Genomic DNA, 18,680 nt, shown 5'->3' with positions numbered 1-18,680 from the left:
GACAAATCGGACACAAGATCGGACATATAGAACGAAACCCGGCCCCACGTGCGGGGCCGGGTTCCGTTTCGTGACCTGAGTGTTAGGCGGAGCGTTCGCGACGCTCGCGACGCGGGGGCACCCGCGGCACGATCGTGGGGTTCACGTTCTCCCGCACCGTCTGTTCGGTGACCACGACCTTCGCCACGTCGTCGCGGCTCGGGATGTCGTACATCACCGGCAGAAGCACCTCTTCCATGATCGCCCGCAGGCCGCGAGCACCGGTGCCGCGCAGGATGGCCTGATCGGCCACCGCCTCGAGCGCGTCGGCGGTGAACTCCAGTTCCACGCCATCCATCTCGAACAGCTTGTGGTACTGCTTCACCAGCGCGTTACGAGGCTCGGTGAGGATCTTGACCAGGGCTTCCTTGTCCAGCGAGGTGACCGAGGCGACCACCGGCAGGCGGCCGATGAACTCGGGGATCAGGCCGAACTTGATGAGGTCCTCCGGCATGGTGTCGCCGAAGCTCTCAGCGGACTCCAGGTCGCTCTTCGAGCGGATCTCCGCGCCGAAGCCCAGGCCGCGCCTACCCACCCGGTCGCCGATGATCTTCTCGAGACCCGCGAAGGCACCCGCCACGATGAACAGCACGTTCGTCGTGTCGATCTGGATGAACTCCTGATGCGGATGCTTGCGGCCGCCCTGCGGCGGGACGCTCGCGGTGGTGCCCTCGAGAATCTTCAGCAGCGCCTGCTGAACGCCCTCGCCGGAGACGTCGCGCGTAATCGACGGGTTCTCCGACTTGCGGGCGATCTTGTCGACCTCATCGATGTAGATGATGCCGGTCTCGGCTCGCTTGACGTCGTAGTCAGCCGCCTGGATGAGCTTCAGGAGGATGTTCTCGACGTCCTCGCCCACGTACCCGGCCTCGGTGAGCGCCGTGGCGTCGGCGATCGCGAACGGCACGTTGAGCAGCTTCGCGAGCGTCTGTGCGAGATACGTCTTGCCACAGCCTGTGGGGCCGAGCATGAGGATGTTGGACTTCGAGAGCTCGACGCCATCGCCGTCGGCCCCGCGCCCCTTGTCGCCCGCCTGGATGCGCTTGTAGTGGTTGTATACCGCTACTGAGAGCGTGCGCTTCGTCTGGCTCTGCCCGACGACGTACTGGTCGAGGAAGTCATGGATCTCAGCAGGCTTGGGGAGCTCGTCGAGCTTCACCTCGCCGGCCTCCGCCAGCTCTTCCTCGATGATCTCGTTGCAGAGATCGATGCACTCGTCGCAGATGTAGACGCCAGGACCGGCGATCAGTTTCTTGACCTGTTTCTGGCTCTTCCCACAGAACGAGCACTTGAGCAGGTCACCGCCGTCGCCGATGCGTGCCATGAGTGCAGACCCCAAATCCCATCTAGCGCTACCCCGTCCGGCGGGCCCGGTAGGAGTGTCCTCGTGACGGTACCCGCCGAACACGTCTCCGCGGGAGCATCAGGGCACCCTGATTCGGGGACGGGTCGGCGGACGGTAGGCGCCGGGGGTCGAAGAACGGCCTCCGGCGCACCACCCTGGCTCGGCTGTCCGTGTCAGACAGCCGACAGCTTGCGGCTCTGAATGATCTCGTCGACGATCCCGTACTCCTTGGCCTCCTCGGCCGTGAGGATCCGGTCCCGCTCGATGTCCTCGTGCACCTGCTCGGGAGTGCGGCCGGCGTGCTTGGCCAGCGTGGTCTCGAGCAGCCGGCGCATGCGGGTGATCTCCGCGGCCTGAATTTCCAGGTCCGACACCTGGCCGTAGAAACCCTCGGTGGCCGGCTGGTGGATCAGGATGCGCGCGTTCTGCACCGCGAGCCGCCGCCCCGGAGTGCCGGCGGCGAGCAGCACGGCCGCGGCCGAAGCCGCCTGGCCCAGGCAGACCGTCTGAATGTCGGGCCGGATGAACTGCATCGTGTCGTAGATGGCCATCAACGACGTGAACGAGCCACCCGGCGAGTTGATGTACATGCTGATCTCGCGGTCGGGGTCGGCCGACTCCAGGCACAGCAACTGCGCCATCACGTCGTTGGCAGACGCGTCGTCGATCTGCACGCCGAGGAAGATGATGCGCTCCTCGAACAGCTTGTTGTACGGGTTCGACTCCTTGACCCCGTAGCTGGTGCGCTCGACGAACGACGGCAGCACGTACCGCGACTGCGCCGGTGACGGGGCGCCGCCACCCGGCATCTCGAACCTGGTCACCTGGAGCTCCCGTTCTGGCTGGCTGCGTCCGGCAGCTCGCCGGCGCGCGAGATCACGTGGTCGACGAATCCGTACTCCAGCGCCTCGTGCGCGGAGAACCACCGGTCGCGGTCGAAGTCGGCGGTGATCTTCTCGACCGTCTGGCCGGTGTGGCCGGCGATGAGCTCCGCCATCTCACGCTTGTGGCGGCGGAACAGCTCGGCCTGGATGGCGATGTCGGACTCCGTACCTCCGACACCTGCCGACGGCTGGTGCATGAGGATCTGGCAGTGCGGCAGCGCGTAGCGCTTGCCCCGCGTGCCGGCCGACAGCAGGAACTGCCCCATCGAGGCGGCCAGCCCCATCGCGTAGGTGGCCACGTCGCACTCGATGAACTCCATCGTGTCGAAGATGGCCATACCCGCGGTGACCGAGCCACCCGGCGAGTTGATGTACAGCGAGATGTCCGCCGTGGGGTCCTCGGCCGACAGCAGCAGCATCTGCGCGGCGATCCGGTTGGCGATGTCGTCGTCGACCTGCTGGCCGAGCACGATGATCCGCTGCTGCAGGAGCCGCTCGTAGACCGAGTCGGACAACGTCATCGACGTGGGCGTGCCCCGTCGCATCTCCGCTCCGAACGTGCGGTCCGCGCTACGCGGGCCGGTGTCCTGTGGGCTCACTTCACCCTGCCTTCTGCTGGTCAGCTCGCGTGTTTGGTCGGGTTCGACCCTACGCGGACGGGCGGGTGGCCCGCCGCGTACGGCCACGTTGTTCGCTGTGGGCGTGGCGGATCTGGCCCCGGTCAGGAGCCGGAGGGCGCCTTGTCCCCGGAAGCGCCCTTTGCGGCCGTGTCCGCAGCGGGCTCCTCGGCAGCAGGAGTCTCGTCGGCCGGCCCCTCCGCAGCGGGGCTCTCGGTGGTGTCCTCGACCGCGGCGTTCTCGTCGGCGGACACCTCGGGCGCCTGGTCGTCGTCGTCACCGAGCACGTCGGAGAGGTCGACGGCCTGCCCGGACGCGTCGGTGACAGTGGCAGCCCGGACGGCCTGGATCAGCGCCTTGCTCCGGCGGACGTCGGAGTAGATCGCACCGAGCTGGCCGGCCTCCTGGATGCGCTGCACGAACTCCTCGGGCGCCATCTGGTACTGCTGGGCCTGGTACACGATGCGCTCGGTGAGCTCCTGGTCGTTGACCGAGACCTCCTCGACATCGGCCAGCGCGTCGAGCACGAGACGGGTGCGGACGGACTTCTCCGCCTCCTCACGGGCCTCGGTGTCGAACTCCTCGCGGTTCTTGCCCTGCGACTCGAGGAACTGCGCGAAGCGCTCCTCGTCGTGGTCGAAGGCGTGGACGGCGTCGTGCACGCGGGACTCGACCTCCGCGGCGACCACGGACTCCGGCAGCGGCACCTCGGTGGCGTCCACCAGCGCGTCGAGCACCTTGTCGCGGGCCTGGGTGACCTGCTCCATCCGCCGCACCCGGCCGAGCCGCTCCCGTAGGTCGGCGGTGAGCTCGTCGAGCGTGTCGAACTCGCTGGCGAGCTGGGCGAACTCGTCGTCGGCGTCGGGGAGCTGGCGCTCCTTGACCCCGGTGACCTTGACGGTGACCTCGGCGTCCTTGTCGGCGTACTCGCCTGCGACCAGCTTCGAGGTGAAGGTGGCCGACTCATCGGCCGACAGGCCCTCGATCGCCTCGTCGATCCCGTCGATGAGGCCGCCCTGGCCCACCTGGTAGGAGAACCCGGTGGTGGTGGCCTCCTCGACGGGCTCGCCGTCGACGGTGGCCGACAGGTCGATGAGGACGAAGTCGTCCTTCGCCGCCGGGCGCTCCACGCCGGTGAGCGTGCCGAAGCGGGCCCGCAGGTTCTGCAGCTGCTCGTCGACGTCGGCGTCGCTGACCTCGACGTCGTCGACGGACACGGTGATCGAGTCGAGGTCGGGCAGCGTGATCTCCGGCCGGACGTCGACCTCGGCGGTGAACGCCAGCTTGTCGCCGTCGGCGATCTCGGTGACCTCGATGTCCGGGCGGCCGATCGGCGTGACCTGCTCGGCGCCGGTGACGGCCTCGCTGTACTTGGCGGGGACGGCGCCGTTCACGACCTCTTCGAGCACCACTCCACGGCCCAGGCGGGCCTCGATGATGCGGGCCGGCACCTTGCCGGGGCGGAAACCGGGCACCCGGACCTGCTGAGCGATCTTCTTGTAGGCGCGGTCGAAGTCCGGCTTGAGCTCGTCGAACGGCACCTCGACGTTGATCCGGACCCGCGTCGGGCTCAGCCGCTCGACGGTGCTCTTCACGGTGGGGTACTCCTCGGTGCTGGGCAGTGTCGGGACACACGACGCGGACGGTGCGGGCCGCAGGCGAGGTGGGTCCTCAGGCGTACCCGGTCGCGGCGCCGGAGGGACGCGCGGCCGGTCGTTCCCGCGAGTCTAGGCGAGACGGAGTGACGTACCGCGCCGGGCCACCGCAGGCTCACCGCCGCGACGGTCAGGAGCCGGTCGATGGGGCGGTCACGACGTCGGAGAACGTGATTTCCACGGCGACGGGGCCCAGCAACCCGCGGACGACGGCCCCCAGTTCCTCGGCCAGCCGGGGCAGTGACGTCGCCGGCGTCGCCGGAACGCCGAGCCGCGCGACGACGGCCAGCTCGACGGGTTCACCCCCGGCGCCGATCCGTACGCCGACCACCCGCTCGCCGACGAAGTAGGACGCGACCGTGCCGAACGGGCCGCCGTCGAGGCTCTCGACCCCGGGATGGGCGAGCACGGCGGCGGCGAGTTCGGCCGCGCGGCCGGGGACGGACATCGCAGCAGGGTACGGCTACCGTGTCCGTGGTGGCAGCGACCCGGGGGTGGGCGGAGCCGCCGCCCCCGCCCGACGCGTCCGCCGCGCGCCCGGACCAGCGGCCGGCCGAGCTCGACGAGCAGACGCTCGTGGTGCGCGCCCAGGAGGGCGACGCACGGTCGTTCGAGGTGCTCGCCCGGCGCCACCAGGCCGCCCTCTACCGGGTCGCGGTGCGGGTGCTCGGCGACCGCGGTGAGGCCGAGGACGCCTTGCAGGAGGCGCTGCTCGACGCGTGGCGGCGGATCGGGGCGTTCCGTGCCGAGTCGGCGTTCTCCACGTGGATGTACCGGGTGGTCACGAACCGGTGCATGGCGATGCTGCGCAACAGGCGCCCGGTGCCCGTCGACCGCATGGACGACGCGGCCGCCGTCGCCGACTCGCCGGAGCGCACTGCCGAGCTCGACGCCGGCATGGTCGCGCTCGGGCAGGCCGTGGCGGGCCTGCGCGACGAACTGAGGGTCTGCTGGGTGCTGCGCGAGCTGGAGGGGCTGGGGTACACCGACATCGCGCACATCACCGGGGCGAGCGAGGATGCGGTTCGCGGCCGGATCCATCGCGCGCGGGTGCAGCTGGCGGAGGTGATGCGACCGTGGCGATGAACGCGGGCTCGCCTGCGGAGGGTCCCGACGGGCCCGACCCGCGGCTGGCGTGCGGGCGCGACGCTGCTCTGGTGTGGGACCGCGCGGCGGCCGGGACAGCGCCCGACGCGCACGAGCGCGACTGCCCGCACTGCGACGCGGCCTTCGCCGACGCGCGGGGCCTGGACGCTGTGGTGCACCGCATGGCGTCGCAGGAGCTGGAGCCGCCTCCTTCCATGATGGATCGTGTGATGGCCGCCGTCCTCACCGAGCTGCGCCCTCATGACGTGCTGACCCTGTCCTCCCCGCATGGACCGGCGCGGCTGAGCCGGCCGGCGGCAGCGGCCGTGCTGCGTCACGTCGTCGACCGGATGGACGGGCTGCGGGCGCGCAGCTGCCGGATCGAGCAGCCCGCCGGGGCCGACGCGGCGGGCGGGGCTCCGCACGCCGCCGACGTCGCCATCACCGTGACGGCCCGCTTCGGGGTGGACCTGGCGTCGGTCACGGCGCGGGTGCGCCAGATGGTGATCGCGGCAGGTGAGCAGGCGCTCGGGGTTCCCGTGCGGCGGGTGGACATCGACGTCGTGGACCTGTTCGGGGAGGGCACGACATGACCGAACCCGACCCACCGGTACGCCTGCACGTCGGCGACGCCGTCGTCGCGCGGGTGGCGGCCCACCGGGCCCGGCTGGTGCCCGGCGTCGTCACGCTGCGCCCGGACCTGGCCCAGGCACTCATCGGGATCGCAGGCACCGTGCTCGGGCAGGACCGCTCCCGGCCCCCGGCGCAGGGCGTGAGCGCCACGGTCCACGGCCGGTCCGCCGAAGTGTCGATCACCATCGTGACGCGGCTCGGGCACAACTGCCGCGACCTCGCCGTGGCGGTGCAGCGCGAGGTGGCCGCCGAGGTGGCCGCCTACACCGGGCTGGACGTCGTGGTGCGGGTGACGGTGGCCGAGGTTCTGCTCGACTGAGCCTGCCGGGTCGTCACACGCGTTGTTCCCTGGCCTGCAACACGCAGTCGCCGCACAAGCCTCCGCCCGGCACGCGGTAGTACAGACAGCAGCTGCGCCGCCGGAACGACCAGAGGCGGTCGGGATCCACAGGCGGGAGCAGATCTCCGGTGCCCGCGAACCGTCCGGCGGCGAGGAGCCGCTGCGCCACCGCTGCGGCGCGATCGACCGCCTCGGGGCGCTGTGCCACCACGAGCCGCTTCGCGCTCGCCACCGCCGAGGCGGCGTTTCCCCACAGCACCCGCTCGGCCACCGTCACCTGAGCCCGCACGGCGGTGACGAGCGGTCCGAGATGCTCGTCGAGCAGCGCTGTGGCGAGCGCAACGGCCGCCGAGGTGACGTCCGGCACGGGAACCGCGTCGGGCTCGGGACACCACAGCGGCCACGGCCCGCTCTCCGTCGCGCGCCAGTGCAGGGCCCGCGGAGTCAGCTGCGGCAGCACCCCGTGCAGGACTGCGGCGGCGAACGGTGCCGACACCACGAGCGCGGCGATGCCTTGGAACGCGATGGAGGCGGCGACCCTGTCGTCCACGTCCTGCCCGTCCGGACCGCCGAGGACACCGCGCACGTGCGCGATCCGGTCGCGCAGCGGGGCAGGATCGGTCCGGAGGTCGAGCATCGGGCGCCAGCCGGCGTCGGGGACCCCGGCGGAACCGGTGGTGACCGCGAAGAACGGACCGAGCCGGGAGACGTCGGCCAGGACCGCCCGAGCATTCATCATCGTCCGGCCCCTCATCGCCCGGCGCCTCATCTCAGCGTGCTGGGGCGACCACCGCTCGTTAACGAACCGTACACAATACCTGCTACCTGGCCGAAACGAAGCACGTCGCGTTGGTCATCGTGGTCACTACTGCTCTTACTGGCGAATAGCGGTATTGACATGCGACATTATGTCCGGCGATCCCGCACCCGCTGACGTGTGCGCTCGCACGCGCGCGCAAGAGCCGGCCAACGCCTCACGATGGCGTACGGCCGTCAGGTCGGCTCCGGGGGACAACCGGGGTCACCGCACTGCGCCGCAATCCGGTCCCCGCCACAACAGGCGTAGGACCGAACCGGTCCGTTACTTTGACGTTCCTACACCACGTCGTCCCGATGCGAAGTGTCGGGGTGCGCACCGAGACGACAGGAGGCACTCATGGCTGAGAACCCAGCGGGTACCTCGAAGGGGCTCTACGCCCCCGAGTTCGAGCACGACGCCTGTGGCGTCGCCATGGTCGCAGACCTCGCCGGTCGCCGCGACCACGCCATCGTCCGAAAAGCACTCACCGCGCTGCTGCGGATGGAGCATCGCGGTGCCCGAGGCGCCGAAGTGAACACCGGAGACGGCGCGGGCATTCTCCTCCAGGTACCGGATGAGTTCCTCCGTGCCGTCGTCGACTTCGAGCTCCCCCCGGCGGGCGCCTATGCAGTGGGCACTGCCTTCCTGCCGGCGAACGCCGAGAAGGCCGATGCCGCAGTCCTGGAGATCGAGCGCCTGGCCGCCGAGGAGAACCTGCGGGTTCTCGGCTGGCGCGACCTGCCCGTCAAACCCGATGCGGCCGATATCGGCCCCAGCGCCCGCGCCGCCATGCCGAGTTTCCGTCAGCTGTTCGTCGCCGGCGTCGAGGACCTCCCGGATGCTCCCACCGGGATCGCGCTGGAACGGCGCTCCTTCTGCCTGCGCAAGCGGGTCTCGCACGAGACGGGCACCTACTTCCCCAGCCTGTCGCCGCGCACCATCGTCTACAAGGGCATGCTCACCGAGCCGCAGGTCGAGGCGTTCTACCCGGACCTGTCCGACGAGCGTGTCACGAGCGCTCTGGCGGTCGTCCACTCACGGTTCTCCACCAACACGTTCCCCGCTTGGCCGCTGGCGCACCCGTACCGGTACGTGGCGCACAACGGCGAGATCAACACGCTGCGTGGCAACCGCAACTGGATGGCCGCGCGCGAGGCGCTGCTGAAATCCGACCTCATCCCGGGCGACCTCGAGCGCCTCTCCCCGATCGTCACTCCGGACGCGAGCGACTCGGCCACGTTCGACGAGGTGCTGGAACTGCTGCACCTCGGCGGGCGCAGCCTGCCGCACGCGGTGCTGATGATGATCCCGGAGGCATGGGAGAACCACGAGGAGATGGACCCGGCCCGCCGGGCCTTCTACGAGTTCCACTCCACGCTCATGGAGCCGTGGGACGGGCCTGCGCTCGTCGTGTTCACCGACGGCACGCAGATCGGTGCGGTGCTCGACCGCAACGGGCTGCGGCCTGCCCGCTACTGGGTCAACGAGGACGGCACGGTCGTGCTCGCCTCCGAGGTCGGGGTGCTCGACGTCGAGCCGTCCGCCGTGGTGCGCAAGGGCCGGCTGGAGCCCGGTCGCATGTTCCTCGTCGACACCGAAGCGGGCCGCATCGTCGACGACGCCGAGATCAAGGGCGCGCTGTCGGCCGAGCACCCCTACGCCGACTGGCTGCACGCCGGGGTGATCCCGCTCGAGGAGCTCCCCCCGCGCGAGCGTGAGGTGCCCACCCACGCGGCCCTGACCCACCGCCAGCTGGCCTTCGGCTACACCGAGGAGGAGCTCAACATCCTCCTCAAGCCGATGGCGAGCGCGGGCGCCGAGCCGATCGGCTCGATGGGCAACGACGCTCCGCTCGCCCCGTTCTCGGAGCGGTCGCGGCAGCTGTACGACTACTTCACTCAGCTGTTCGCGCAGGTCACGAACCCGCCGTTGGACGCGATCCGCGAAGAGCTCGTCACCTCGCTGCGGTCGCTGCTCGGGCCGGAGCAGAACCTCCTCGAGGCGAGCCCGGCCAGCTGCCGCACCGTGGTGCTGCCGTTCCCGGTGCTCGGCAACGACGACCTCGCCAAGATCATCCACATCAACGACGACGGTGAGTTCCCTGGCTTCGCGTCGTACACGGTGCGGGGTCTGTTCCGCGCCGCGGACGGCGGGAAGGGGCTGCGCACACGGCTCGACGAGATCAGGGCCGAGGTGTCCGAGGCCATTGCGGGCGGCGCCCGGCTCATCGTGCTGTCGAGCCGAGGGGTCGACGCGGAGCACGCACCGATCCCGTCGCTGCTGCTCACGGGCGCGGTCCACCACCACCTCGTCCGGGAGCGCACCCGCACGATGGTGGGCCTGATCGTCGAGTCCGGCGACGCCCGCGAGGTCCACCACATCGCGCTGCTGCTCGGCTACGGCGCGGCGGCGGTCAACCCCTACCTGGCGATGGCCACTGCCGAGGATCTCGCCGAGCGCGGCGACATCCCCGGCGTCGACGGCCCGACCGCCGCGAAGAACCTGGTCAAGGCGCTGGGCAAGGGCGTGCGCAAGACCATGTCGAAGATGGGCGTCTCCACCGTGGCGTCCTACACCGGCGCGCAGATCTTCGAGGCCGTCGGGTTGGGCGAGGAGGTCATCGACGCCTGTTTCCGCGGCACCACGTCGCGGCTGGGCGGGGTCGGCTTCGATGTGCTGGCCCATGAGGTCCTCCAGCACCATCGCCGCGCCTTTCCCGCCGACGGGGTGCGCCGGCAGCACAAGTCGCTGGAGACCGGCGGCGAGTACCAGTGGCGCCGCGAAGGCGAGCTGCACCTGTTCAACCCGCAGACGGTGTTCAAGCTGCAGCACTCCACGCGGTCGGGCCGCTACGAGATCTTCAAGGACTACACCCGCCAGGTCGACGACCAGGCGGCCAGGCTCATGACCCTGCGCGGGCTCTTCCGGTTCAAGGAGGGGCTGCGTCCGCCGGTGCCGATCGACGAGGTCGAGCCGGTGGAGGAGATCGTCAAGCGGTTCGGCACGGGCGCCATCTCCTACGGATCGATCTCGCAGGAGATGCACGAGACGCTCGCGATCGCGATGAACCGCCTCGGCGGCCGCTCGAACACCGGGGAGGGCGGCGAGAACCCCGAGCGGTACACCCCTGATGCCAACGGCGACAGCAGGCGCAGCGCCGTGAAGCAGGTGGCATCCGGCCGCTTCGGCGTGACCAGCGAGTACCTGGTCAATGCCGACGACATCCAGATCAAGATCTCGCAGGGCGCCAAGCCTGGCGAGGGCGGTCAGCTGCCCGGCGGCAAGGTCTACCCGTGGATCGCGGAGACGCGGTACTCCACGCCCGGCGTCGGGCTGATCTCACCGCCTCCGCACCACGACATCTACTCGATCGAGGACATCAAGCAGCTCATCCACGACCTGAAGAACGCCAACCCGCGGGCCCGCATCCACGTGAAGCTGGTCAGCCAGGTCGGCGTCGGCACGGTCGCGGCGGGCGTGGCCAAGGCCTACTCCGACGTCGTGCTCATCTCCGGGCACGACGGCGGCACCGGGGCCTCGCCGCTGTCCTCGATCAAGCATGCGGGCGGCCCCTGGGAGCTCGGCCTCGCCGAGACCCAGCAGACGCTGCTGGCCAACGGGCTGCGCGACCGGATCGTGGTGCAGACCGACGGGCAGCTCAAGACCGGCCGCGACGTCGTCATCGCCGCGCTTCTCGGTGCCGAGGAGTACGGCTTCGCCACCGCGCCGCTGGTGGTGTCGGGCTGCATCATGATGCGCGTCTGTCACCTCGACACCTGTCCGGTCGGCGTCGCCACGCAGAACCCTGAGCTGCGCAAACGCTTCGACGGGCGCCCGGAGTACGTGGTCAACTTCATGCGCTTCATCGCGCAGGAGGTGCGTGAGCACCTGGCTTCGCTGGGCTTCCGGTCGGTCGCCGAGGCCGTCGGGCACGCGGAGGTGCTCGACACCGACGAGGCCGTGCGGCACTGGAAGACCGAGGGTCTCGACCTGTCGCCGGTGTTCTACACGCCGGAGCTGCCTGCCGACGCCTCCCGTCACCGCACGCAGGGCCAGGACCACGGTCTCGACAAGGCGCTGGACAACACGCTGATCCAGCTGTGCGAGGGCGCACTGACGCTGGGCGACAAGGTCCACCTGGACCTGCCGGTGCGCAACGTCAACCGCACCGTCGGCACGATGCTCGGCTACGAGCTCACCCGGCGGTGGGGTGGCGAGGGCCTGCCCGACAACACGATCGACGTCACGCTCAACGGTTCGGCCGGTCAGAGCTTCGGCGCGTTCGTCCCGAAGGGCATCACCCTGCGCCTGGTCGGCGACACCAACGACTACTTCGGCAAGGGGCTCTCGGGCGGGCGGCTCACGCTGCGGCCCGACCCCGCGGCGCCGTTCGCCGCCGAGGAGAACATCATCGCAGGCAACGTCATCGGCTACGGGGCGACGTCCGGTGAGATGTTCATCCGCGGTGTCGTCGGCGAGCGGTTCTGCGTGCGCAACTCGGGCGCGCTGGCCGTCGTCGAGGGCGTGGGCGACCACGGCTGCGAGTACATGACCGGCGGCCACGTCGTCGTGCTGGGCAGGATCGGACGCAACTTCGCCGCAGGCATGTCCGGCGGGGTCGCCTACGTACTCGACCTGGCTGCACGCGACAACCTCCTGGCCAACCGCGTCAACCCGGAGATGGTCGACCTCGACCCGCTCGGCGACGACGACCGTGCGTTCCTGCGCACCGCCGTCGAGCGCCACCACGCCGAGACCGGCTCGGCCGTGGCCCGGGCGCTGCTCACCGACTGGGACATCGCTGTCGAGCGCTTCGGCAAGGTCATGCCGAAGGACTACAAGCGGGTGCTGCAGGCCCGCGAGGCGGCCGAGCGCGACGGTCGCGACGTGAACGAAGCAATCATGGAGGCCGCACATGGCTGACCCGAAGGGCTTCCTCAAGGTCCCCCGGGAGACCCCGCACCGCCGGCCGGTGGACCTGCGGCTCATGGACTGGCGAGAGGTCTACGAGGAGTTCCCCGACGTTCACCTGGAGCGGCAGGCCAGCCGCTGCATGGACTGCGGCATCCCGTTCTGTCACCAGGGCTGTCCGCTGGGCAACCTCATCCCGGAGTGGAACAACCTCGTCTACCGCAGTGACTGGCGTGAGGCCGTCGAGCGGCTGCACGCCACGAACAACTTCCCCGAGTTCACGGGCACGTTGTGCCCGGCGCCGTGTGAGACCGCCTGCGTGCTGGCGATCAACAGCGACGCGGTCACGATCAAGCAGATCGAGCTGCAGATCATCGACCACGCCTGGCGCGAGGGGTGGGTGACCCCGCAGGTTCCCGAGACGCGGACCGGACGGCGGGTGGCCGTCGTCGGTTCCGGGCCGGCGGGGCTGGCCGCCGCACAACAGCTCTCCCGCGTCGGGCACGACGTCGTGGTCTTCGAGCGGGCCGACCGCATCGGTGGGCTGCTGCGCTACGGGATCCCCGAGTTCAAGATGGAGAAGCACCGGCTCGACCGGCGGCTCGACCAGATGCGCGCGGAGGGCACCGAGTTCCGCGCGTCGGTCGACGTCGGCGTGGACGTCACGGTGGAGGAGCTCCGGTCGGAGTTCGACGCGGTGGTGCTCGCCGGTGGAGCCACGGCATGGCGTGACATCCCGGTGCCGGGACGCGAGGTCGAGGGCGTCTACCAGGCGATGGAGTTCCTGCCGTGGGCCAACCACGTGCAGCAGGGCGACATCGACGCCCCGCCGATCACCGCGGCGGGCAAGAACGTCGTGATCATCGGCGGTGGCGACACCGGCGCCGACTGCCTCGGCACGTCCCACCGCCAGGGCGCGCTGTCGGTCACGCAGCTGGAGATCCTGCCCACACCTCCGGAGCGCCGCACCGACTCCATGCCGTGGCCGACCTATCCGATGGTCTACCGCGTCTCCTCGGCCCACGAGGAGGGCGGTGATCGGCTGTACTCGGTGAACACCACCGAGTTCCTCGCCGACGACGAGGGCAGGCTCAGGGCGCTGTGCCTGGTCGAGGTCAGCCGCGACGAGACCGGGCGGTTCGTCCCGATCCCGGGCACCGAGCGGGAGCTGCCGTGCGAGCTCGTGCTGCTGGCCATGGGCTTCGTCGGGCCGGAGAAGGGCAAGCTGCTCTCCGACCTGGGGGTCGAGCTCGACGAGCGCGGCAATGTCGCGCGCGACAGCGACTTCATGACCAGCGTGGAGGGCGTCTTCTCGGCGGGTGACATGGGCCGCGGCCAGTCGCTCATCGTGTGGGCGATCGCGGAGGGCCGGGCCGCTGCGGCCGGGGTCGACGCGTACCTCACCGACCGGAACGTCCTCCCCCGCCCGATCGCGCCGACCGACCGTCCGATCGCCTGACCCACCAACGAACGAACGGCACTCTTGCCCGAACTTATCGGGCGGGAGTGCCGTTCGTCCGTTTCCGGACGCGGATGCGCCGCTCAGCGGCGCCGGAAATACCGCGTCGCGCTTGGGCGGAACAGCAGCGTCAGCGCCACGGCCACCGCCGCGATGTGCAGCGTCCGTAGTGCGGTGATCACCAGGCTCGGGCCGTCGGCCGTGGCGAGGAACGCCGCAGGTGACCCGCCGGCCAGCAGCCAGTCCACCGGTTCGACGACCAGCGAGAGCGTGCCTACCCCGCCGAGTAGCACGGCTACCGTCCAGCGGACGGCGTTGCGGCCCGTGTGCAGCGACAGGACGAGCACGACCAAGGCCGTGTAGATCGCGAAACGGACCGCGAGTTCGGTAGGCGTGGGTGGTCCCGGAAGCAGGAGCCAGACCAGCGCCTCGGCGGCTCCCATGGCGATGGCGGCGAGCCAGATCACGACCGAGAGCCGGACCGCACGAGGAACGGCGGTGGCATCGTGGCTGGTTGATGCGGGTGCAGCGGTCACGGTGGCCTCCTGGCGTTTGACGTGGTGCCAAGTGTTCGCCGCCACACAGGAAGAATCCGGCCGGTGCACCCCCCGACCCGAATGGGGGCCAGCCCCCATTCCGAGCCGCACCGCGACGGTGCCGAGACAGACCCCTCAGGTAAACGAGAAGACGACGAATCCTGAAACTGTTTCAGCGATTCCTGGACCATTCACGGCGCCGCCGCCGGACCGGCCCACCCGCACCCTCAGTCCGCGGCATTCAGCCCGTCCCGCAAGCGCTGCGCTCCCGCCCCGCCGTAACGGTCGAGCACCCGCCTGCGCATCGTCGGGTCGGCCCGTGGCACGGGCTCGAGGAAGACGTCCTCCAGGTCCGGGAAGCGGGCGTGCAGGTCGGCGTCGATCTCCACGCACGCCCGCTCCAGCGACGCCACGTCCAGCCGGTCGTCGAAGTCCAGCCGCGCGCAGAGCAGCACCTGGTCGGTGCCCACGGTCATCGTGAGCAGGTCGACGACCTGGTCGACCTCGGGCCGGGCGGCGAGCGCGTCACGCATCGCGTAGAGGGTGCGCTGGTTCGCCTGGCGCCCGATGAGGAGCCCCGCGTTCGTCCGTCCCAGGATGTAGGCCACGCCGGTGAGCAGCAAGCCGATGAGCACGGAGGCCAGCCCGTCCCAGAATCCCGAGCCGGTAACCTGGTGCAGCCCCACGCCGCCGAAGGCGAGCAGGAGGCCGATGAGCGCCGCGGTGTCCTCGAAGAACACGCTCTTCACCGTCGGGTCGTCAGTGGTGCGCAGCCACGTACGGAACGAGACCCCCTCGCTCGCGGACTCGTTGCGTACCTGGCGCGCCGCTTGCAACCACGAGATGCCCTCGAGCACGAACGACCCGCCGAGCACGGCGTAGGCCACCCACGCCAGGGTCTGCTCGGCGTCGCTGCCGAGCATCGCCCGGATACCCTCGATGAACGCGAACACGGCACCGGAGACGAAGATGCACACGGCGGCGATCAGCGCCCAGAAGAACCGGGCCTTCCCGTAGCCGAAGGGGTGGCGCCGGTCCGGGCGCCGGGTCGACTGGCGTAGCGCCGTGAGTAGGAGTAGCTCGGTGCTGGTGTCGGCGACGCTGTGCGCCGCCTCGGCGAGCATCGCCGCCGACCCGGTGAGCAGCCCTGCCACGAACTTCAGCACCGCGATCAGGGCGTTGACAGCCGTGGCGACCAGGACGGTGAGGGTGCTCTCGCCCCCGCCCTCCCGCGGATTCGCCTCGGGGGTTCCCTGCGCCTTCTCCTCCTGCACGGGCCGAGGCTAAGCGCCTGCACGGACCGGTGCCCACCGCCCGTGCCACCTGGATCGGACCGGTCGACCCGGCGCGTGCGGGGGGTAGCCGCGGCGCTGCCCTGCGCCACGGAACCACATCCGCACGAGCGTCTTCGGCCTGCCCGAGACGCACCCCTGTACCGGCGGGCGAGGATTACCGTCGGGGTGAGAGCCCGGCAGAGCCGTCGCCGGGCTCGTCGAACGTCCCGAGCGCTCAGGAGTACCCGTGACCGACCCGCAGACCCTCCCGGACGATCTGCCGCGACCCGTCGACGACGGAGCCGCCGACCATCTGCCCGGCACCCCGATGCCGGCCGTCGTGCTGCCCACCACCGGCGGCGAGACGCTCGATCTGGCCAGGCTCGGCGCCGGTCGCACGGTTGTCTACATCTATCCGATGACCGGCAGGCCGGGCGCCGACCTGCCGACCGGGTGGGACGAGATCCCGGGGGCCCGCGGCTGCACGCCCGAGTCGTGCGGGTTCCGCGACCACTACCAGGACCTCCGGGCTGCGGGCGCCCAGGCTGTCTACGGCCTCTCCAGCCAGGACGCCGACTACCAGCGCGAGGCCGTCGACCGGCTCCGGCTGCCGTTCGCGATGATCTCCGACGAGAACCTCCGGGTGGCCGACGCTCTGGGCCTGCCGACGTTCGAGGCCGACGGGATGACGCTCTACAAGCGCATCACGCTGATCGTGCGCGACGGAACGATCGAGCACGTCTTCTATCCGGTGTTCCCGCCAGGGGAGCACGCGGAGCAGGTGCTCGCCCGGCTTCGGGCAGCCGGCAGCTGACAGCAGCCCCTCACGTGCCGGCGAGTTGCTCCACCACGGGCGCAAGCTGCTCGAGGAAGGCGCTGTTGACGCTGATGTAGGACACGCCGAACGTGTCGCGCCGGCGCCGCAGCTCGTCGGCCATCTCCGCGGTGCTGCCCCGGAGCATCACGAGTGAGTCGTGCGCGATCAAGGTGGCGGCGTCCAATCCGATGAACCCCTGGATCCACGGCGGCACCTCGGTGCCCACGACGAACAGGTTCATCGCGCGCTCGATGTCGTCCGCCCGTGCACCAGCCGCCTCGTTCAGTGTGCGCACCATGCCCGCCATCTCGTCCCGGGTCGCCAGTGGCGCAGCGGCGAGCGTGACGATGTCGGCCTTCTCCGCGGCGAGCGCGATCGCCTTGGGGCCGCCCGCGGCGACCAGCACCGGAGTGTGCCGCTCCGGGCCGTCGAGCTCGCGCAGGTGGTCGATGCTCTCGCCCACCTGCCGGAGCCGCTGCGCGGCCGTGCCGAACGGGAGGCCGATGCGCTCCGCGAACTCCCGCACGGCCGGGCGTCCGGTGCCGATGCCGAACTCGAAGCGACCGCCGCTCAGGACCGCGAGCGAGTGCCCTTCCCATGCAGCACCCAGCGGCGGACGCAGCGGGCTCGCCAGCACGAACGTGCCGACGCGGAGGGTCTTGGTTGCGTGTGCCGCAACGGCCAGCGAGGAGAACGGCGCGAGCAGCTGCAGGCCGTCGGGCATCAGGAGGGACGAGTAGCCGAGCTCCTCGACCCGGCGGGCGGTGGCGATCCACTCGTCGGGGGTGCCGGTCGGCGTCGCCACGGCTCCGAACCGAAACGTTCTGTCACTCATCTCGTCCCCTCCCCAGCATCGTTGGCGACGTGAATCGTTCTGCTACGTAAACGATTTGTCAACTGGTACGGTCTTCGGCGTGGTTGCGTCCGCCCCCCGTCTCGAGGACCCGCCAGGGGCCGCGTTCCTGCTCGCAGCGCTCGGCGCGCACGCCGCAGCCCGTTTCACCGAGCGGATCGCGGCACTGGATCTGACACCCGCACAGACAGGCCTGCTCCGGGCGATCGCCGCCGATCCCGGGCAGAGCCAGCAGACCATGGCGCAACTGCTGGGCACGCCGCCGAGCCGGCTGGTCGGGCTGGTCGACTCGGTCGCCGACCGCGGGCTGGTCGAGCGCCGCCGCAACCCGGGCGACCGGCGGTTGCACGCCCTGTACCTCACCGAGGACGGGGAGGCACTCATGGAGCGGATCAGCACCGTCGGCCGGGAGCACGACGAGGCGATACTGCGAAGCCTGGACGCCGGAGATCAGGCGCGACTGCGCGCCCTGCTCCTCCGTGTGGCAGAGGACCAGGGCCTCACCCCGGGCGTGCACCCCGGCTTTCGGCACCTCTGAGAAGCGCCCTCGGCGATCGAGCGACGGGTATGTGGGCGTCCGACACATCCACCCGCCCATCCCTGGTGTCCCGGCACCGCGTAAATCCGCCGCCGCCGCCGTAGCGTTTTCGGGCATGACCTCATCCACACCGCTGCTGGCCGGGCGCACCGCGCTGGTCACCGGTGCGGCGTCGGGAATCGGCGCCGCGATCGTGCGACGGCTGGCGGACGACGGTGCCTCGGTGCTCGCGGTCGACCGTGACGAGGCGGGCCTCAAGGCGCTCGCCGACACCGTGCCCCAGGTCGAGCCACTGCCCTGCGACCTCGGCGACCTCGCCGCGGTCGACGCTCTACCCGCCGCCGTCGACATACTGGTCAACAACGCCGGCCTGCAGCACGTCGCGCCCGTTCACGAGTTCGACCCCGAGCGGTTCTCGCTGATCCTGCGGGTGATGCTGGAGGCTCCGTTCCGGCTCGCCCGGCGCACGCTGCCTCACATGTACGACCGCGGCTGGGGCCGGGTCATCAACATCTCCAGCGTGCACGGCCTGCGCGCGAGCCCCTTCAAGGCCGCCTACATCAGCGCGAAGCACGGCCTGGAAGGGCTGTCGAAGGTGATCGCGCTGGAGGGCGCGGCGCACGGCGTCACCAGCAACTGCATCAACCCCGCCTACGTCCGCACGCCGCTCGTGGAGCTGCAGATCGCGGACCAGGCGCGCACGCACGGCATCGACGAGGACGCCGTGATCGAACAGGTGATGCTCGGCCCGGTGGCGGTGAAACGGCTCGTCGAACCCGACGAGGTGGCCGAACTCGCCGCCGTGCTCTACGGACCGGCGTCACCGTCCATCTCCGGATCGTCGCTGACCATGGACGGCGGCTGGACAGCTCACTAACAGAGGAAACGGGGTAG

General features: G+C 70.4%; 17 protein-coding genes. 8 read left to right on the top strand and 9 right to left on the bottom strand.

Features of this window, described 5'->3' with window-relative positions; all coding sequences use genetic code 11:
• Nucleotides 1–82: 82 nt before the first annotated feature.
• From clpX to MMF94_RS16575, 5 genes are all read right to left on the bottom strand, one after another.
• Nucleotides 83–1,363 (bottom strand): ATP-dependent Clp protease ATP-binding subunit ClpX, encoded by a 1,281-nt coding sequence (clpX, locus tag MMF94_RS16595; protein WP_241037876.1) that lies wholly within the window; start codon nt 1,361–1,363, stop codon nt 83–85.
• Nucleotides 1,364–1,557: 194 nt separating this feature from the next.
• Complete coding sequence (locus MMF94_RS16590) at nt 1,558–2,208, bottom strand: ATP-dependent Clp protease proteolytic subunit (protein ID WP_379659380.1); 651 nt, start codon at nt 2,206–2,208, stop codon at nt 1,558–1,560.
• The gene (locus tag MMF94_RS16585; protein WP_241037873.1) at nt 2,205–2,813 is read right to left on the bottom strand and encodes an ATP-dependent Clp protease proteolytic subunit; all 609 of its coding nucleotides are present in this window, start codon (nt 2,811–2,813) and stop codon (nt 2,205–2,207) included. Before MMF94_RS16585 ends, MMF94_RS16590 begins: the two co-directional genes overlap by 4 nt.
• 176 nt (nt 2,814–2,989) lie before the next feature.
• Nucleotides 2,990–4,480, bottom strand: a complete 1,491-nt coding sequence (gene tig, locus MMF94_RS16580) for a trigger factor (RefSeq protein ID WP_241037632.1) — start codon at nt 4,478–4,480, stop codon at nt 2,990–2,992.
• Nucleotides 4,481–4,670: 190 nt separating this feature from the next.
• The gene (locus MMF94_RS16575; RefSeq protein WP_241037630.1) at nt 4,671–4,988 is read right to left on the bottom strand and encodes a hypothetical protein; all 318 of its coding nucleotides are present in this window, start codon (nt 4,986–4,988) and stop codon (nt 4,671–4,673) included.
• A 29-nt stretch (nt 4,989–5,017) separates the two neighbouring features.
• On the opposite strand from MMF94_RS16575, the gene MMF94_RS16570 reads away from it, so the two are divergent.
• Genes MMF94_RS16570 through MMF94_RS16560 form a run of 3 tightly spaced genes read left to right on the top strand, consistent with a single transcriptional unit; the run spans nt 5,018 to nt 6,578 of the window.
• On the top strand, nt 5,018–5,626 hold the full coding sequence (locus tag MMF94_RS16570; protein WP_241037629.1) for an RNA polymerase sigma factor: 609 nt from the start codon (nt 5,018–5,020) through the stop codon (nt 5,624–5,626).
• On the top strand, nt 5,623–6,219 hold the full coding sequence (locus MMF94_RS16565) for an Asp23/Gls24 family envelope stress response protein (protein ID WP_241037872.1): 597 nt from the start codon (nt 5,623–5,625) through the stop codon (nt 6,217–6,219). The genes MMF94_RS16570 and MMF94_RS16565 overlap by 4 nt, the downstream gene beginning before the upstream one ends.
• On the top strand, nt 6,216–6,578 hold the full coding sequence (locus MMF94_RS16560) for an Asp23/Gls24 family envelope stress response protein (protein WP_241037627.1): 363 nt from the start codon (nt 6,216–6,218) through the stop codon (nt 6,576–6,578). Before MMF94_RS16565 ends, MMF94_RS16560 begins: the two co-directional genes overlap by 4 nt.
• A 13-nt stretch (nt 6,579–6,591) precedes the next feature.
• Here MMF94_RS16560 and MMF94_RS16555 read toward each other — a convergent pair whose 3' ends face one another.
• A complete protein-coding gene (locus MMF94_RS16555) occupies nt 6,592–7,338 on the bottom strand; it encodes a (2Fe-2S)-binding protein (RefSeq protein ID WP_241037626.1) in 747 nt (248 codons plus the stop codon).
• A gap of 417 nt (nt 7,339–7,755) precedes the next feature.
• Here MMF94_RS16555 and gltB point away from each other — a divergent pair, with 417 nt between their 5' ends.
• Nucleotides 7,756–12,321 (top strand): glutamate synthase large subunit, encoded by a 4,566-nt coding sequence (gltB, locus tag MMF94_RS16550; protein WP_241037625.1) that lies wholly within the window; start codon nt 7,756–7,758, stop codon nt 12,319–12,321.
• Nucleotides 12,314–13,768: a glutamate synthase subunit beta gene (locus tag MMF94_RS16545; protein ID WP_241037623.1), complete on the top strand. Its 1,455-nt coding sequence runs from the start codon at nt 12,314–12,316 to the stop codon at nt 13,766–13,768. The genes gltB and MMF94_RS16545 overlap by 8 nt, the downstream gene beginning before the upstream one ends.
• Before the next feature lie 83 nt (nt 13,769–13,851).
• On the opposite strand, the gene MMF94_RS16540 is transcribed toward MMF94_RS16545, so the two are convergent.
• Nucleotides 13,852–14,304 carry a hypothetical protein gene (locus tag MMF94_RS16540; RefSeq protein WP_241037621.1) on the bottom strand — a complete coding sequence of 151 codons (453 nt, stop codon included), beginning with the start codon at nt 14,302–14,304 and terminating at the stop codon, nt 13,852–13,854.
• 227 nt (nt 14,305–14,531) lie between these two features.
• The gene (locus tag MMF94_RS16535) at nt 14,532–15,578 is read right to left on the bottom strand and encodes a cation diffusion facilitator family transporter (RefSeq protein WP_241037619.1); all 1,047 of its coding nucleotides are present in this window, start codon (nt 15,576–15,578) and stop codon (nt 14,532–14,534) included.
• A gap of 247 nt (nt 15,579–15,825) precedes the next feature.
• On the opposite strand from MMF94_RS16535, the gene MMF94_RS16530 reads away from it, so the two are divergent.
• Entirely contained in the window at nt 15,826–16,392 is a 567-nt protein-coding gene (locus MMF94_RS16530) for a peroxiredoxin (RefSeq protein ID WP_241037617.1), read from the top strand.
• A gap of 10 nt (nt 16,393–16,402) precedes the next feature.
• On the opposite strand, the gene MMF94_RS16525 is transcribed toward MMF94_RS16530, so the two are convergent.
• Nucleotides 16,403–17,230, bottom strand: a complete 828-nt coding sequence (locus MMF94_RS16525) for an LLM class flavin-dependent oxidoreductase (RefSeq protein WP_241037615.1) — start codon at nt 17,228–17,230, stop codon at nt 16,403–16,405.
• A 79-nt stretch (nt 17,231–17,309) separates the two neighbouring features.
• Here MMF94_RS16525 and MMF94_RS16520 point away from each other — a divergent pair, with 79 nt between their 5' ends.
• Both MMF94_RS16520 and MMF94_RS16515 read left to right on the top strand, forming a co-directional pair.
• The gene (locus tag MMF94_RS16520) at nt 17,310–17,786 is read left to right on the top strand and encodes a MarR family winged helix-turn-helix transcriptional regulator (protein WP_241037613.1); all 477 of its coding nucleotides are present in this window, start codon (nt 17,310–17,312) and stop codon (nt 17,784–17,786) included.
• Between the two features lie 115 nt (nt 17,787–17,901).
• Complete coding sequence (locus MMF94_RS16515; protein WP_241037611.1) at nt 17,902–18,663, top strand: 3-hydroxybutyrate dehydrogenase; 762 nt, start codon at nt 17,902–17,904, stop codon at nt 18,661–18,663.
• Nucleotides 18,664–18,680 lie beyond the last annotated feature (17 nt).

It is taken from the genome of Pseudonocardia alaniniphila (assembly GCF_022524485.1).
Classification (GTDB): Bacteria; Actinomycetota; Actinomycetes; order Mycobacteriales; family Pseudonocardiaceae; genus Pseudonocardia; species Pseudonocardia alaniniphila.
This window is presented reverse-complemented; position numbering and strand designations above follow the sequence as displayed.